Source organism: Breznakia pachnodae (assembly GCF_030814225.1).
Classification (GTDB): domain Bacteria; phylum Bacillota_I; class Bacilli_A; order Erysipelotrichales; family Erysipelotrichaceae; genus Breznakia; species Breznakia pachnodae.
The window spans coordinates 1-16,378 of the sequence record NZ_JAUSUR010000003.1 but is presented as its reverse complement, the minus strand read 5'-3'; the positions used below and the strand labels follow the sequence as shown (position 1 = coordinate 16,378).

Sequence of the window (16,378 nt, the reverse complement as noted above, 5' to 3'; positions counted from 1 at the left end):
AAACTCTCCTTTGTTTAGTAAACATTGACGCCGTGTTTATCTTTACACCTCGACTTTAACACAAAAATATTTTGATGTAAAGGCTTACATTGAAGAATTTTTCAATTTTTAAGTTGATTTTTACTTTTTTTATAGTATAATGTTTAGTAAACAGGAGGTTTTTATGGCAAATCTACGTGATGTCGCTAAAGTCGCTGGAGTATCTCTGGCAAGTGCAGCGAGAGTACTGTCAGAAGATCCAACATTTAAAGTTGCACCTCAGACAAAAGAAAACATATATAATGCAGCAAAAGAGCTGAACTATATTTATAAAAAGAAAACTTCCAAGAAGAATCCTCAATGGAAAGTAGGATTTATCTTGGCCCTTACTTCAGAAAAATATTCTGACCCATTTTTTACTTCAATTTTATCTTCAGCAGAAGAAGCGGCAGAAAATCTGGGAATCAAACCAGTGATTGCTAGAAATTATAATGAAATAAGAAATCAGGATATGTTAAATGAATTATTAGAACTAAACTTAGATGGTTTAATTCTTATGGAAAAACTACCTGAAGATATCTTTAATAAACTAAAAGAAAACATTCCAAATATCATTGGAATCGATCCATTCCTACCAGGAATTAATTCAATTTCTTTTGATGCAATTGAAGCAGCAATGCTCGTTATGGATTACTTCTTTTCAACTGGCTGCAAGAAAGTTGCATACATTGGTGGTGCAAGTCAAAACGAGAAGTTTGATACATCATTGAGAATGATGGCATATCGCGAATCACTACGTCGTCATGATATTGAATATAAAGAAGAGTGGGTAAAGGATTGCAACTGGGATCTTGAACTTTGTGGAAAATACACAGAAGAACTATTAACCAGTGATAACCCACCTGATGCAATCTTTGCTGGTAGTGATACCTTAGCATCTGTAATCTTGGGAAAGATATTTGCATTAGGATTAAAATGCCCTGAAGATATATCGGTCATTGGATTTAACAATCTTCCAATGTCAGCACATACCATTCCACCCCTTACAACGGTGGAAGTACCAACCAAACAAATTGGTCAACTCGCAATCAAACGTCTGCATGATATTTTAGATGGATCAGACAATCAGGTAATGAATATTTCCTTACCAGTTAAACTTGTTATTCGCGAGTCTACAAAGGAGAAATAAAAACATGAAGTACTACTTAGGGATCGATGGAGGGGGAACCAAAACAAAGTTCACGTTGTGTGATGAGAACGGGGTCTTTATAACCAGTTCTATCCAGCCAACTTGCCACTATCTACAGTGTGGTCTGGATGGCGTTACATCTGTATTCAATGACGGTTTAAATGACTGTCTAGAAAAAGCAAACATTCAAAGGAAGGATATCGCCAATGTCTTTGCAGCATGCGCAGGATATGGAGATATAGAAGAAGATAATCCAAAGATTGAACAAGCAGTTAAAAAAGCACTAAATCCTATTCCTTTTCAAGTTGGAAATGATACTGAAAACGCATTAGCAGGATCACTTGCTGGTCACCCTGGAATTAATGTGATTGCAGGTACTGGTTCTATTGGAATGGGGCTTAATGAAGAAGGAAAACTATTTCGTTGTGGAGGATGGCATCATGCGTTTGGTGGTGATGAGGGAAGTGCATTCTGGTTAGCATCTAATCTACTTCGTTTATTCACAAGACAAAGTGATGGTAGAGATAAAAAAACATTACTTCATTCGTATATGAAGGAAACAATGGGATGGACAAATGATTCAGATATGTTGAAGGAATGTGTTGTGGAATGGGACTATGATCGTACTAAAATTGCCAGTCTTGCGAAACATGTTTCCATTCTTGCGCAGCAAGGTGATATCCATGCAATTAAGTTGTATGAAGATGCAGCAAAAGAACTTGGAGATATCATCGAAACTATCTACCATGAGATAAAGGAAGACAAAGTAGTATTAGTATCTTATTCTGGAGGTGTTTTCAATAGTGGGGAATTTGTAATTGAACCACTAAAGGAAAGACTAAGTAATATTAATGTAACTTTGATACCACCTATTCTTACACCTGATAAAGGTGGAGTTCTATTAGCGATGAAACAGGACAATTTGAAAATAACACCAAAAATAACAGCTAATTTAAAAGAAAACAATTAACAAAAAGTGAACAATCAATATGTATGATTGTTCACTTTTCTATTTAAATTTATTACATTTCCACCACTTGCTGTATTAAAACTACAGTAAGTGGTGGAAATCATATATTTTTAATACTCATTATTCGTTATAATAATTCTCCATATTTCTTCACATAAATATGTTTCACAAAACTTGTAAGTGCAAAGTATAGCACCATAAACCCTACAATCCATACATAGTAAATAAATGGTAATGGTGTTAATTCTAAAAACTCACCAATTGGAGTATATGGAATTACTGTCATTACAACAACTGAAATTGTTGTAAGAACACCAACCAACAATGATGGTCTACTTTGTACAAACGGTACTTTAGAAGTACGTAATAAGTAGATAACGAATGTTTGTGTCCACATTGATTCAATTAACCAACCAGTTTGGAATACTGCAATATATAATAATTGTGTTTGTGGATCTGCAATTTCGTGAAACAATAACCCTCCACACATCATTGGACAAATCACAAAATATAATAACAAGTAAGTCGCAATATCAAAGATTGAACTGATTGGACCAAACCATTTCATGAATCCTGAAATACCTTTTGCATCCCAGTCCTTTGGTCTCATCAGATAGTCACTATCTACATTATCCCAAGGCAATCCTGTACATGATAAATCATATGCAAGATTCAATAGAATCAATTGTACTGCGCTCATTGGTAGGAAAGGCAAGAATGCACTTGCAACCAACACTGAGAACATATTTCCAAAGTTTGAACTTGCAGTCATCTTAATATACTTCACCATATTGGCGAATGTCTTTCTACCTTCGATGATACCATGTTCCAGTACCATTAAGTCTTTTTCTAATAAGATAATATCTGCAGATTCTTTTGCAATATCGACAGCTGTATCAACTGAGATACCAATATCTGCTTTATTCATTGCTGGTGCATCATTAATCCCATCACCCATGAATCCAACAACATTATCTTCTTCACGCATAAGTTCAACTAATCTTGCCTTTTGCATTGGTGTTAATTTCGCAAACACATTCGTTGTAGGAAGTACATCTTTCACTTCTTGATCACTCATGTTTTCTAATTCACTGCCCAGAATAATATGTTCTACATCTAGCCCAACTTGTTTACAGATTGTCTTTGTAACTAAATCATTATCACCTGTTAACACTTTCACTTCTACACCATGATTATGTAATGCTTCGATAGCTGCTTTTGTCGTTTCTTTAGGTGGGTCTAAGAACGCAAGATATCCAAGTAATACCATTTCTGACTCGTCACTCACACTGAATTCCCCAATTACATTTGGATTACTCTTTTGAGCTACTGCAATTACTCGCATTCCTTCTTGGTTTAATTTCTTAACTACACCCAATACTTCATTTTCTAGTTCATCATCAATTTCTTCTACCTTGCCTTCAAACTCCACATATTTACAGATGCTTAGAATTTCTTCTACTGCACCTTTTGTAATCATTTGACGTTTTCCTTCAAGATCATGAACCACAACACTCATTCTACGTCTTTGGAAATCAAAAGGAATTTCATCTACTTTTGTGTATCGTTCAATGATTCCTTCCTTCATACCTTTATCATCACTTTTATTAATAATTGCAAGGTCGATGTAATTTTTCAATCCAGTTTGATAGTAACTGTTTAAAAATGCATGACGCAATACTCTGTCATCTTCATTTCCATGCACATCCATGTTGTATTGAAGGATTACTTTATCCATCGTAATCGTACCTGTTTTATCAGTACATAAAATATTCATCGCTCCAAAATTTTGGATTGAATTTATATTTTTTACGATTACTTTTTGCTTCGACATTGAAACCGCACCTTTGGCAAGGCTTGATGTTACTATCATTGGTAACATTTCTGGTGTTAAACCAACTGCTATTGAAATCGCAAACATAAGTGCATGTAACCAGTCATTCTTTGTAATACCATTTACTACAAATACAATAGGAACCATGATTAGCATAAAGCGAATCAAAATCATTGATACTTTGTTGACACCTTTTTCAAAGCTACTTTCTTCACCAATCGTATTTCCAATTTCTCCAGCAATTGCACCAATCATTGTGTTATCCCCAACATTAATTACAACGCCACGAGCTGATCCACTAACTACATTGCTTCCCATAAATACTAAGTTACTTGAGTCTGTTACACTTTCCACATCAGGATTGTATACAGATACTCGTTCCACTGGTTCACTTTCTCCAGTTAATGAACTTTGATTTACGAATAAATCCTTCGTTTGAAATACACGCATATCTGCTGGAATCATATCACCAGCAGCCAAGTAAATAATATCACCAACTGCAATTTCATCTAGTGGTGTTTCCACTGGTTCTTTGCCTTTTCGTTTTACATTGGTAGTTGTTTCAATCATATCATTCAGTTTTTCTGCAGCATCTGAAGATTTACCCTCTTGGACAAAGCGTAGAATCCCACTGAACATAACCATGATTGTAATAATTATGATTGTTGTATAATCTCTTTCTGATGCCGATACAAATGCCACATCACTTAAGAATGATACGAAAATAAGTCCTATCAAAATAAGTGAAAACGGATTAATAAATGCATCATATAATCTTTTGAATATAGAATCCTTTTGATTTTTAGATAATATATTCATTCCATATTCTTCTTGATTTACCTCTACTTGAGAATCAAGAAGCCCCTCAGTTGAAGTGTGAAACTCTTTCATTACTTCATCAAGTGAACTAGAACTCATTCTCTTCAACTTCAATTCTAGTTCTTTTTGTTTTTCTTGTTTGTTAACTGTTTTTTGTAACTCTCTTCTGTTAATTATCTTTTTTGCCATTGTCTTCATCTCCTTTCTAGCAATAAGGATTTGGTTGACAATAAGGTCGTAAAAGAACAATAATCTATACTAATAGAAAAATGCACGCAGCATCTATTAGCACTGTTTTAATTATATGTTTCTTTCGCGCGACGCCATCGTCCATTTTTCTTCACCTCGTTTCTTTCCATAAAAAAACCTGTTTTCATACCAAACGAAAACAGGAAAATAACTATTCTTGTCCCCGTTTGAGCTTTAGCTTCACAGGGCGTGTAATTGCATTAGGTATTACCTTGTTTCGATAATACCTGCTAACCAGCGAATAGTGTCTCCACTATTTTGCGGCAGCAACCGATATCCCTATGGTAACCTTACTTACCGTGGTTTCTTTATCCATGTATATTCTACGCTCTTGAAATAAAAATTGCAATCCTAATCCATGAAAAACATTAAAAAAATGTTATACTTTGGTTAGAATGGAAGGAGAATCGATATAATGAGAAGGAAGTTAACATTAGTTTTTCTGACTTTTTTGTTGGTTAGTTGCTCACATACTAGTGCTGATTTAAGTTCGAATAAATTAAATCCATATGAAGATGTTAGAGGTATTTTTGAATTAAAAACACTAAATGAAAACCAATATAATGCTAAAGATATTTTTACTTATTCATTCAACAAAAATACAACCTTTAAAGGAAATGAACTATATGCAGAACAGATTATGGAAAATGGAAAAAATCCAGGTTTAGACATCAAAAAGTTACATGATCAAAACATCACAGGAGAGGGTGTGAATGTTGCAATCATTGATCAAAACATGTTATTAGACCATCCTGAGTTTAAGGATAAAATAGTTAAATATTACGATACAGGATGCAACACCAAAAAAGATGAAAGTTCTATGCATGGACCTGCCGTTACCAGTGTTTTAGTAGGTGATTCAACTGGAGTAGCTCCAAATGCAAATGTATACTATGTTGCTGTTCCTTCATGGAAACTTGATAGTAAATATTACGCAGATGGAATTGATTGGATAATCGAACAAAATCAATCTTTAGACAAAAATCAAAAAATTCGTGTTATATCTATATCAGGTGCACCTTCTGGTGATGGCTCTCCATTTAAAGAAAACCAAGAATTATATAACAAAGCAGTTCAACGAGCAAATGATGAAGGAATAATGATTTTAGATTGTCGCTCTAATGAAACAACAGGAATTATTGGTCCAGCTTATTCCAGTTCAAACTCTCCTGATGATATTAGTAGTTATAAAGCAGGTTTCCCAACAGATGAACAAGAAATCTATTGGGATAATTTCATATTTACCCCTTGCTCTTATAGAACTCTTGCTGAAGAATATAAAGAGGGAGTACATTCATTTCAATATTATGGACAAGGCGGACTAAGTTGGGGGATTCCTTATGCAGCTGGAGTATTAGCGTTAGGTTGGCAAATCAACCCTGAGCTAAGTAATGAAGAAATTATAGAAACATTAAAAGAAACCAGCTATATCAATGATATCGGTAATAGAATTATATATCCCGAAGCCTTCATTAACTCTATTAAAAACAGTATTAACAATTAAAAAAACGATGCAAAATTTGTCATCGTTTTTTTGGTTTAGTTTATAGTAATCCAACTCTTTTGTAAATTACATCTACATTTTTAACTTGATATTTTGGGTTAAAGCAATCATCAATTTCTTCTTGAGTAAGTGCTTTTTTCACATCATCATTTGCTTCCATAAGTGCTTTGAATGATGTTTTTTCTTCCCATGATTTAATTGCATTTGGTTGAACCAAATCATATGCCTGTTCACGAGACCAACCTTTTTCAATTAGTTTCAACATAAATCTTTGAGAGAAAATAACACCATAAGTTTTATTGATATTATCTAGCATGTTATCTTCAAATACAGTTAAGTTTGCCAAGATACCTTTGAATCGATTCAACATGTAATCTAACAATGCTGTAGCATCTGGTGCAATGATACGTTCTGCAGCAGAATGTGAAATATCACGTTCATGCCATAGTGCAACATCTTCATAAGAAGTCACCATATATCCACGTAGTACTCTTGCACATCCAACGATGTTTTCACTACCAATTGGATTACGTTTGTGTGGCATTGCACTACTTCCTTTTTGTCCTTTACGGAAGAATTCTTCCACTTCTCTTACTTCAGTTCTTTGCAAGTGGCGAATTTCTGTCGCCATTTTTTCTAGACTTGTTCCAATTAAAGCAATCGTTGCAAAGTATTCTGCATGACGATCACGCTGCAATGTTTGTGTTGAAATCTTACTTGAGTTAATTCCTAATTTCTCACATACATAATCCTGTACTTCAGGAGGTGTATTCGCAAATGTTCCAACTGCACCAGAGATTTTACCACATTCTACTCCAGCTGCAGCTGCTTTGAAACGTTCAATATTACGTTTCATCTCGTCAAACCATAAAGCAAATTTAAGACCAAACGTTGTGATTTCCGCATGGACTCCATGCGTTCTTCCCATGCAAACTGTATCTTTATAACGAATTGCCTGAAGTCTTAATACATCAAGAAACTCTCCTAAATCTTCCATTAAGATTCGATTTGCCTGTTTATATAAGTAACCATATGCCGTATCAACAACATCGGTACTTGTAAGTCCATAATGTACCCACTTCTTTTCTTCACCTAGTGTTTCACTAACTGCTCTTGTGAAGGCAACTACATCATGTCTTGTATCTTGTTCGATTTCATATATACGATCAATATCGAAAGATGCATTTTTCCATAGTTTTTCTACATCTTCTTTTGGAATTTCACCAAGGGTACTCCATGCTTCGCAAGCTAGGATTTCCACTTTTAACCAAGCTTCAAACTTTGATTGCTCACTCCAAATATTGCGCATTGCTTCTCTTGAATAACGATTTAACATTTACTAATCCTCCATATCTTTCTTACCAATATCATTACGACAGAATAATTTATCACACTTAATTTTATGGACATCTGCATATGCTTTCTCATACGCTTCCTCCAGTGTGGCACCACTTGCCATCACCAGTAATACACGTCCACCATCAGTAATATAATTGCCATCTTTAAATGCTGTACCCATATGGAAAATTCTTGAATCTACAGTATCTAAACCAGTGATGATTGCGCCTTTTGTTGATGATTGTGGATAGTTTTCACTAGCCATTACAACCCCAACAGTTACATCGTCATCCCATTCTAACTCTACATATTCTTCATTCATAACTTTTAGAATCGTCTGAATAAAATCACTCTTTAATCGAGGTAAGATTACTTCTGCTTCTGGATCACCAAAGCGAGCATTGAACTCGATTGTTTTGATTCCATCTTCACAAAGCATCAACCCACCATATAGGAAACCAGTAAATGGTGCACCTTCTTTTACCATTGCTTTTGCCATTGGACGCATTACTTGCTCCATTGCAGATTCCACAATTTCAGGAGTAATCTTTTTCACTGGAGAATATACACCCATTCCACCAGTATTAGGTCCTTTATCATTATCATAGGCACGTTTGTGATCTTGTGCAATTTCCATAGGAATTACTACTTCATTGCAGACAAAACACATAAGTGAGAATTCAAAACCCTCCAGACATTCTTCAATAACTACTTGATTATCTGGAATATCAAATGCAATCTGAAGTGCTTCAACCGCTTCTTCCATCTTCAATGCAACTGTTACACCTTTTCCTGCTTTTAATCCATTTTCCTTAATTACAATTGGCACTCCCTGTGCTTCCACATAAGCAAGTGCTTCATCATAACTGCTGAAGGTTTGATAGGCAGCAGTTGGAATATTATAGTCTGCCATTATTCGTTTTGCGAAATCTTTACTTGATTCCACTTGCGCTGCGTTTTGAGTAGGACCAAATATTGTAAGTCCTGCTTTCTGAAATGCATCAGTAACTCCATTTGCCAGCACATCTTCTGGACCAACGATTGTTACATCAATTGCTTCTTTTTTTGCGAATTCTACTAATCCATCAATATTATCTGCTGCAATATCTACGATTGTTGCAACATCTTTCATACCATGACTACCAGGAGCTGCAAACACCTGTTTTACACTTTCACTGCGATATGCTGCATCCGCCAGTGCATGTTCACGACCACCTTTACCAATTACCAAGACCTTCATCACATTTCTCCTTTTTCACTATGTGTTTATTTTACTTTATTTACCTTGGAAGTACAATAAGCGAAGCCTTATTTATAGTAAGGATTCGCTTAAATAATCGGCAAATGCTATTTTTAAGCGCTTACACTCATCTTTTCGAATTGTAAGCGTTTCATCATCGTCCATTAATATCTTTTCATCATTGATTCGTTTCACATGAGCCAAGTTCATAATATACTTTCCTGTATGGAGGAATTGAGGAAGGGGAAATAATGTTTCTGACTTTTCTTTGTGTCCGTTTAAGTGAAACTTACCATTCGCAGTAATTACACGCTTTTTATTATCAATGTAAATGATATCTTTGATTTCTACATCTTTTATTTTTCCATTTTCATCTTTTAAATGTAACTGTTGTCTTACTTTATTATATTGGAAATGATAATCAAGAAACATTTGCTTAAATTCTTCTTTTCCTACTTCATTTTTTATAATACTATTAATAACGTTTTCATCTTCAATCTGAAATGCATAACCTTCATTACCAGTAAGAAAAACAATTGGTATACGAATGCCAAGGTTATGAATCTTACGTACTACATCAATGCCACTCATTCCTTTCATTGTAATATCAAGAAGTAAAAGATCAGGAAGCTCATTAACATTTCGAATAATGTAATCCATTATTTCTTCTCCACTACCAAAAGGGAGAATTGATAACTCCAAATTATTTTCTATTTCTATTTCATTAAAGACTTGAAGATATTCTTTTAGAATAAGTGAATTATCATCAACTAATGCTACCTTGAACATTTTACCCTCGCTTTCTTTGCTTATATATATAAATCATAATCTATTAATAATAATTTCTCGCACTTTGATTGTCATTGTTCTCAATTCATTATATAATATAACTATCTAAAAAGTAAATTATTTGCATGAAAATATATTTATTTTTTGAGTTTTATGTTTTTTAGCGAAGGGGGTAAAAAAATGGAGCTATCTATTAAAACATTGGAAGACTATATTCAACAGTTTCTGACATCTCAACAATTACAAGAAATCGACTACAGCAATATTGAAACTTCATACCTGATTCTTGCCCACAGAATTGAACAGTTATGCATGTATGCTAGTACACTTAATGATTCTTTAGAAAGTAGGTATGATCCTGATTCAAAAAAATTAGTACAAATATTTGATGAGTTAAATGCTGAGTTGCAGAAACTGCAAAGTGATAAACTCAATGAACATCTATTTATACCAATGAAGAAGTTAGAAGGAGAATTACGAAAATTAGATATGTATTATGCAGAGATACATAAGCAAAGTGAAATTACTGCAGCTTACCGTCACGATCGAAGAAACCACATTTTCTGTATTTCAGCCTTATTATCTGAAAACAAAGTAGAAGAAGCAATGGAGTATCTTGATGACTTAAATCAGGTACAGCATGGAATTTTTGTTATTCGAACTGGAAACCTAGTCCTTGATATTTTATTATCTGAAAAAATCAGGCTGGCTAAAGAATACAGCATCCAAACCAAAACGGTAATTCATATTCCTGCTGATATTCCATTACATCCTGCTGATTGGACAACCATATTTGCCAATCTTATGGACAACGCAATTGAAGCAGCATCTCAGATACCAGATTTAGAAGAACGTAAGATAAATATCACCTTAAAGTATAAAGAGGGATATTTAAGCGCCAGAATTACGAATACATTTATAACTCCGCCAAAACTCGAAGATGAAAATTTTATTACTCACAAAGAAGATAGCGAGGAACATGGATTAGGTATCAAAAGTGTGAAAAGAGCAATCGAAAAGTATAACGGAGTAATGAATATAACATTTGATAACAATTTATTTACAGTTACATTGATGTTGGATACAACAAGCCAACTAGGGAGGTCAACATGATCCAAATCTGTCTATGTGATGATAACCCTTTGATGTTGAAGCAACAAGAGGATTTCATCAACAAGTTTAAACAAAAGCATAATTTAGATATTGAAATCACTTCATTTCCAAGTGGAGAAGCTTTATTATTTTATGCAGAAGACTATTATTTTAAGTTTGATATTATTGTTTTAGATATTCTAATGGGAGCTACAAATGGAATCGATGTAGCAAATAAGCTTCGTCAGTTGGGAAGTCAGGCACAAATTATTTTTATTACATCAAGTCGTGAACATGTTTTTGATTCTTTTGATTCAAACCCTTTACATTACTTATTAAAAGATGATTTATCAGCTGACCATGCTGAACAAGTGCTTCTAAAAGCAATTGAACAATCAAAGAAAAAAGAAAGAATGTTCTTGTTTAAGAAACATTCCACTACTTATTCTATTCCAATGAATAGTATTGTGTATTTTGAAATTATTGGAAGAATCATGTGTATTAACTGTGTGGATACAACTTACGAATACTATAAACGTATTGACGATCTTGAAAAAGAACTTGCACCACATAGTTTCTGTAGAATTCATCGCTCTTACATCGTAAATCTTGCTTATATAAAGAAATTAAATCGTTCTGAAGTTACTTTGAGCGATGACACAACCCTTGTAATTGGTAAATCTTATTATACCCAAGTTACACAACGATTCTCTCAATACCTTCAGTCAGGTGAATAGAAATGTCTATTCCATTTCCTGTTTTCTACACACTGCTAGGTAATCTATATTGCATTGTTGCCTTTTACTATTTCCAAAAGATATATCCTATTCGAACAAATAAGATTATATATTATGGCTATCTGTTTATCGCAAACTCGTTGGTAGCTTATATTACATCTACCTTGATTTATCCATTACAAATGGTTGTAGTATTTATTTTCACATTTGCATCCACTATGATATTCTTTAAATCAAGTATACAGCGAAAATTATTTGCAAGTAGTATTGTTCTTTTCATATTGCTATCTTCACAGGGAATTACAAATTCTCTCTATTGTATCTTAAATGATATGCCGTTTAATGTTTTATTCTCTGATATCGTACCGGATGGGAACTATGTTGCTACCATTAACATTATTTTATCTACTGTGTTTTTCTTAGTAATCATTATTGTTTTCCCAAGAAAAAAAATCTATCAGGCAATGGAGAATAAATATATCTTGAATTTTCTTTCTGCAATTCTATTTCTATATGTCATTTTTATGACACTAGCTTCCTTTATATACTATGTAGAAAGTACCAATATCGTAATTCCTATATATCACTTTGCATTAACCTCTATGTTATTTATCTCATATACTATTTTGTTTTTCTATTATGTCAGTCTGGATTCCACAAGTAAACTTATGAAAAAGACCGAACGATTAGAGACACAGCTTGCTACACAAAAAAATCACTATGATCAAAATATGGATTATATTAAAGAGTTACGTAAAATCAAACATGATTATATGGATTTACTTCATTCTTTAGAATATGCTTTTATTGATTACTCTAAAGAAGAGCTTAAGAATATGATTGATGAATTATTAGCGAAAACCAGACAAATAGATGAAGAATATGTTCAGTTTTCTAACAATCCACTGGTTGATTCTATCATTTTAGATGCAAGTAAAATTTGCAAACAGCAAGGTATAAAGTTTCATGCATTAATAAGAATTGCAGAAGATTCACTATTTGATGAAGATGATATCTGTTTTACTTTTGCAACTCTATTAAATGTATCCATTGCTATTAGTTCTCTTCCATCCGATGTACCTAATGAAATTCAACTCTATAATAAGATTCAAACAAGCTGGGTGATTGTCACATGTGAGATTTTCACATCTGCATCTCCTGCATTAATTGAAGATAAAATGCAAGAGTCTGAATTTAATCAAATCATTAAAATGGTTCAGACACTCAATGGATTCGTTCAAACTGATAACAAAGAGAATAGTTATCAGATTAAACTGTGCATGCCAAAAAAAGAAAAGTGATTACTCAATTTCAATTGAGTAATCACTTTTCCATAATATGATTTCATTTGCTTCTTTTGTTTTCTTCACATCAATCAAACGTTGATTAGAAGATCCGCAAAATAATAACTTATAGGATTTTTTATCCTCTTCAAATTTACCATCTACCAAAACATCTACGTAGTTTAAAATGTCTGCTTTTTTAGGATCTTTTAGTAACTGTTCGTATGTATACCCTGTATAGATCCATATGGATAGTGGTATCTTTGATATCTCTTTCACAATCTCCAGGATTGGTTCAGGCTGAAGAAATGGATCACCTCCAGATATTGTGAGTCCGGATTGTAATTTGCTGGCTTTAATTGATTCAATGATATCGTTTGTATCAACTATCTTACCACCATTTACATCCCAAGTCTCTGGATTATGACATCCCTTACAGCCATGAACACATCCTTGAGTCCACAGTACTGCACGAAGGCCAGGGCCATCAACAATACTGTCAAAAGTTAAATCACTTGCTACTCTGAGATTCATAAACGTTATGTTTTAGACGTTCGCGCTCTTCAGCTGCTTTACCGTCATTGAAACGATCTAACGTTCCTACAAGATACCCTGTAATTCTACGAATTCGATCAAATTTGACAGAACTCTTATTTTCATCACGTCCACATTTTGGGCAAATGTTATCATCAATTACACCTGAGAATCCACAAATTGGATCTCTATCTACTGGGTGGTTAATACTTCCATAACCAACACCACTTTCTTTCATATGACGAACCACCGCTTCAAATGCATCTAAGTTCTTGATAGGGTCTCCATCAAGTTCCACATATGCAATATGTCCAGCATTTGTAAGTTCATGGTATGGTGCTTCTTTATTAATTTTGTCATATGCTGAAATTGGATAATATACTGGTACATGGTTTGAGTTTGTATAATATTCACGATCTGTTACACCACGAATTTCTCCATATTTCTTTTTGTCAATTCTTGTGAAACGTCCTGACAGTCCCTCTGCAGGTGTTGCAATAACAGTAAAGTTCAATTTGAATTTATCCGTTGCTTCATCACATTTCTGACGCATATAACCAATAATTTCAAGCCCCAACTCTTGTGCCGCTTCACTTTCTCCATGGTGTTCACCGATTAAGGCAACCAGACACTCTGCCAATCCAATAAATCCAACTGAGAATGTTCCATGTTTTACTACTTCTTCTAATGTATCATCCCAATCAAGGTTTTCACTTTCCAGCCATACTCCTTGACCCATTAGGAATGGGAAGTTCTTCACTCGTTTTCCTGATTGAATTCCTCCACGTTCCATTAATTGTGAGATTACTAATTCTAATTCTTCATCCAACTCTTGGAAGAAAGCGCTCTTATCAAAGAATCCTTTCTTTCCAACAACCCCATGTTTGATTCCCAAACGTGGAAGGTTAATTGTTGTAAATGAGTTATTTCCTCTACCTACTGGAGTAGCTTTTCCATTCACATTCGCAAATACTCTAGTACGACAACCCATGGTTGCAATTTCAGTAGTGAAATCATTTGGATCATAGTATTGAAGATTATATGGTGCATCCACAAATACAAAGTTAGGGAACAGACGTTTTGCACTAACTCTGATACTTAATTGGAATAAGTCATAGTTTGGATCACCAGGATTATAGTTAACGCCTTCTTTTACTTTAAAAATAAGAATAGGGAAGATTGGTGTTTCACCATTTCCAAGTCCTGCTTCTTGCGCCAGCAATAAGTTTTTCATTAGCATTCTACCTTCGACAGATGTATCTGTACCAAAGTTAATACTTGAAAAAGGAACTTGTGCTCCAGCTCTGGAATGCATTGTATTCAAGTTATGTATGAATCCTTCCATTGCCTGATATGTTGCTTTATCAGTTTCATTACGAGCTTCTTTATAAGTAAACGTATTCATATTTTTAACTGTTTCATCACTGATGTTTAATTCTTTTTTCAGTTCTTCATTTAATGCATCTAAGAATTCATAGTCCATATCCAGTGTTGGTTTCTTTTTTGTAAGACCTTCTACTCTTTTAACCATGTCCTTTATATCAGTCGTTTTTCCAGCAATTAATTCTGTCGCTTTCTGTAAATTATTGATGTACAGTTTGCGGAAAGTTTTCGCAACCCCCTTTGCCAGATAAAAATCAAATGCAGGAATACTTTGTCCTCCATGTTGATCATTTTGATTACTTTGAACTGCAATTGCAGCTAGAGCCGCATATGAAGAAATATCTTGTGGTTCTCTTAAAAAACCATGTCCTGTTGAGAATCCACCATGAAACAACTTGTCCAGGTCAATCTGACAACATGTAAGTGTACCCATGTTCATGAAATCTAAATCATGAATATGAATATCTCCAGCTTCATGCATCTTTGCATATTTAGGATTAATCACCTGTGAAAGACAGTATTCTTTTGACACTGCACTTCCATATTGAAGCATCGTTCCCATTGCGGTATTACCATCAATGTTTGCATTATCTCGCTTCATATCAGAGTCTTTTGCATCAGAGAATGTAATTTCTTCAATTGACTTCATCAGTCTTGTTCTTAAATTACGAACTCTTGTTCTCTCACTCCTATATAAAATATATGCCTCACTTGTTTTCGCATGACCGGTTTCAATCAGAACTCGTACAACTGCATCCTGCACTTGTTCCACACTTGGAACGGTTCTTTTATAAACACTATTTATATAACCAGTCACCTGGTCAGTTAGTCTTTCAGCCATTTCATAATCGGCCTCTCCACCATCTTCTTTGGCCACAGCACTAGCAGCTAAAAAGATTGCTCTTGTGATTTTTTCTGGCACAAATGTGATGACACGACCGTCACGTTTTTGTATTTTTTCTATCATATGTGTTACCTCCCTGTATTAAACATTATAGTACAAATCAACACTAAAAATTTCTGAAAATTAATTATTTTATTTCACGAAAATGTAAAGTTTTTTATGTTTTTCATAAAAGTGATTTTAGGCCCCATTTCGTTGATGTTTTTGCACTTCCATATTTATAAATTATAAAAACATTCATTTTCAGTTCAACTTCAAAAATGTCACAAGAAAAGATTTCTACGAAATCATATTAAATACAAAGACTTAATACCAGGCACCTTTCTTGAAGCCCTGTAAGATACAACTTCTCTTCATCCTTCCTTTTACTCAAAGGTGGTGCGATGAAGAAATAGATATATCTTTTTTGTATACACTTTGATGGAATTCCATCTATAACACCGACCAATCATCTTCCACTAGTGATTGCATTAATATTATAGTTCCATCTATTTCTTAGTTATCTATTCTAGTCTGAGAAACTCATTCCTCGTC

The 16,378-nt window shown here is 34.0% G+C and carries 12 protein-coding genes and 1 riboswitch; of the genes, 6 read left to right on the top strand and 6 right to left on the bottom strand.

All coding sequences use genetic code 11. From position 1 onward, the window contains the following. Positions 1-163 precede the first annotated feature (163 nt). Together J2S15_RS08530 and J2S15_RS08525 are read left to right on the top strand one after the other, a co-directional pair. Positions 164-1,168 (top strand): LacI family DNA-binding transcriptional regulator, encoded by a 1,005-nt coding sequence (locus J2S15_RS08530; RefSeq protein ID WP_307407316.1) that lies wholly within the window; start codon positions 164-166, stop codon positions 1,166-1,168. Positions 1,169-1,172: 4 nt separating this feature from the next. Continuing rightward, the gene (locus J2S15_RS08525) at positions 1,173-2,138 is read left to right on the top strand and encodes an N-acetylglucosamine kinase (RefSeq protein ID WP_307407314.1); all 966 of its coding nucleotides are present in this window, start codon (positions 1,173-1,175) and stop codon (positions 2,136-2,138) included. 127 nt (positions 2,139-2,265) lie between these two features. Here the strand turns inward: J2S15_RS08525 and mgtA are convergent, their stop codons facing one another. Further along, positions 2,266-4,980 carry a magnesium-translocating P-type ATPase gene (gene mgtA, locus J2S15_RS08520; protein ID WP_307407312.1) on the bottom strand — a complete coding sequence of 905 codons (2,715 nt, stop codon included), beginning with the start codon at positions 4,978-4,980 and terminating at the stop codon, positions 2,266-2,268. A gap of 215 nt (positions 4,981-5,195) precedes the next feature. Further along, positions 5,196-5,349, bottom strand: a riboswitch (M-box (ykoK) riboswitch). Positions 5,350-5,455: 106 nt separating this feature from the next. Between mgtA and J2S15_RS08515 the strand changes: the two genes are divergently transcribed. After that, positions 5,456-6,544: a S8 family peptidase gene (locus tag J2S15_RS08515; protein WP_307407311.1), complete on the top strand. Its 1,089-nt coding sequence runs from the start codon at positions 5,456-5,458 to the stop codon at positions 6,542-6,544. A gap of 40 nt (positions 6,545-6,584) precedes the next feature. Here the strand turns inward: J2S15_RS08515 and purB are convergent, their stop codons facing one another. The 3 genes from purB to J2S15_RS08500 all read right to left on the bottom strand — a co-directional run bounded on the left by purB (position 6,585) and on the right by J2S15_RS08500 (position 9,911). Further along, complete coding sequence (purB, locus tag J2S15_RS08510) at positions 6,585-7,880, bottom strand: adenylosuccinate lyase (protein ID WP_307407308.1); 1,296 nt, start codon at positions 7,878-7,880, stop codon at positions 6,585-6,587. A gap of 3 nt (positions 7,881-7,883) precedes the next feature. Beyond that, positions 7,884-9,122 (bottom strand): phosphoribosylamine--glycine ligase, encoded by a 1,239-nt coding sequence (gene purD, locus J2S15_RS08505; protein ID WP_307407306.1) that lies wholly within the window; start codon positions 9,120-9,122, stop codon positions 7,884-7,886. Between the two features lie 72 nt (positions 9,123-9,194). Then, a complete protein-coding gene (locus J2S15_RS08500; protein ID WP_307407304.1) occupies positions 9,195-9,911 on the bottom strand; it encodes a LytR/AlgR family response regulator transcription factor in 717 nt (238 codons plus the stop codon). A 180-nt stretch (positions 9,912-10,091) separates the two neighbouring features. Here J2S15_RS08500 and J2S15_RS08495 point away from each other — a divergent pair, with 180 nt between their 5' ends. The 3 genes from J2S15_RS08495 to J2S15_RS08485 are packed head-to-tail and all read left to right on the top strand — an operon-like array spanning position 10,092 to position 13,041. Next, positions 10,092-11,024 (top strand): sensor histidine kinase, encoded by a 933-nt coding sequence (locus J2S15_RS08495; RefSeq protein WP_307407302.1) that lies wholly within the window; start codon positions 10,092-10,094, stop codon positions 11,022-11,024. Then, a complete protein-coding gene (locus J2S15_RS08490) occupies positions 11,021-11,740 on the top strand; it encodes a LytR/AlgR family response regulator transcription factor (RefSeq protein WP_307407300.1) in 720 nt (239 codons plus the stop codon). The genes J2S15_RS08495 and J2S15_RS08490 overlap by 4 nt, the downstream gene beginning before the upstream one ends. 2 nt (positions 11,741-11,742) lie before the next feature. After that, entirely contained in the window at positions 11,743-13,041 is a 1,299-nt protein-coding gene (locus J2S15_RS08485; RefSeq protein WP_307407298.1) for a hypothetical protein, read from the top strand. On the opposite strand, the gene nrdG is transcribed toward J2S15_RS08485, so the two are convergent. Both nrdG and J2S15_RS08475 read right to left on the bottom strand, forming a co-directional pair. Then, positions 13,042-13,557: an anaerobic ribonucleoside-triphosphate reductase activating protein gene (nrdG, locus tag J2S15_RS08480; RefSeq protein WP_307407296.1), complete on the bottom strand. Its 516-nt coding sequence runs from the start codon at positions 13,555-13,557 to the stop codon at positions 13,042-13,044. It lies immediately after the preceding gene. Further along, on the bottom strand, positions 13,535-15,907 hold the full coding sequence (locus tag J2S15_RS08475) for an anaerobic ribonucleoside triphosphate reductase (RefSeq protein ID WP_307407294.1): 2,373 nt from the start codon (positions 15,905-15,907) through the stop codon (positions 13,535-13,537). The genes nrdG and J2S15_RS08475 overlap by 23 nt, the downstream gene beginning before the upstream one ends. Between the last annotated feature and the right edge of the window lie 471 nt (positions 15,908-16,378).

What these genes read in the sequence shown, in the direction of transcription:
- J2S15_RS08475 (WP_307407294.1), bottom strand. Translation starts at nt 15,907, where the DNA reads ATGATAGAAAAAATACAAAAACGTGACGGTCGTGTCATCACATTTGTG.
- purD (WP_307407306.1), bottom strand. Translation starts at nt 9,122, where the DNA reads ATGAAGGTCTTGGTAATTGGTAAAGGTGGTCGTGAACATGCACTGGCG.
- J2S15_RS08490 (WP_307407300.1), top strand. Translation starts at nt 11,021, where the DNA reads ATGATCCAAATCTGTCTATGTGATGATAACCCTTTGATGTTGAAGCAA.
- J2S15_RS08495 (WP_307407302.1), top strand. Translation starts at nt 10,092, where the DNA reads ATGGAGCTATCTATTAAAACATTGGAAGACTATATTCAACAGTTTCTG.
- J2S15_RS08485 (WP_307407298.1), top strand. Translation starts at nt 11,743, where the DNA reads ATGTCTATTCCATTTCCTGTTTTCTACACACTGCTAGGTAATCTATAT.
- J2S15_RS08530 (WP_307407316.1), top strand. Translation starts at nt 164, where the DNA reads ATGGCAAATCTACGTGATGTCGCTAAAGTCGCTGGAGTATCTCTGGCA.
- J2S15_RS08515 (WP_307407311.1), top strand. Translation starts at nt 5,456, where the DNA reads ATGAGAAGGAAGTTAACATTAGTTTTTCTGACTTTTTTGTTGGTTAGT.
- J2S15_RS08525 (WP_307407314.1), top strand. Translation starts at nt 1,173, where the DNA reads ATGAAGTACTACTTAGGGATCGATGGAGGGGGAACCAAAACAAAGTTC.
- mgtA (WP_307407312.1), bottom strand. Translation starts at nt 4,980, where the DNA reads ATGGCAAAAAAGATAATTAACAGAAGAGAGTTACAAAAAACAGTTAAC.
- nrdG (WP_307407296.1), bottom strand. Translation starts at nt 13,557, where the DNA reads ATGAATCTCAGAGTAGCAAGTGATTTAACTTTTGACAGTATTGTTGAT.
- purB (WP_307407308.1), bottom strand. Translation starts at nt 7,880, where the DNA reads ATGTTAAATCGTTATTCAAGAGAAGCAATGCGCAATATTTGGAGTGAG.
- J2S15_RS08500 (WP_307407304.1), bottom strand. Translation starts at nt 9,911, where the DNA reads ATGTTCAAGGTAGCATTAGTTGATGATAATTCACTTATTCTAAAAGAA.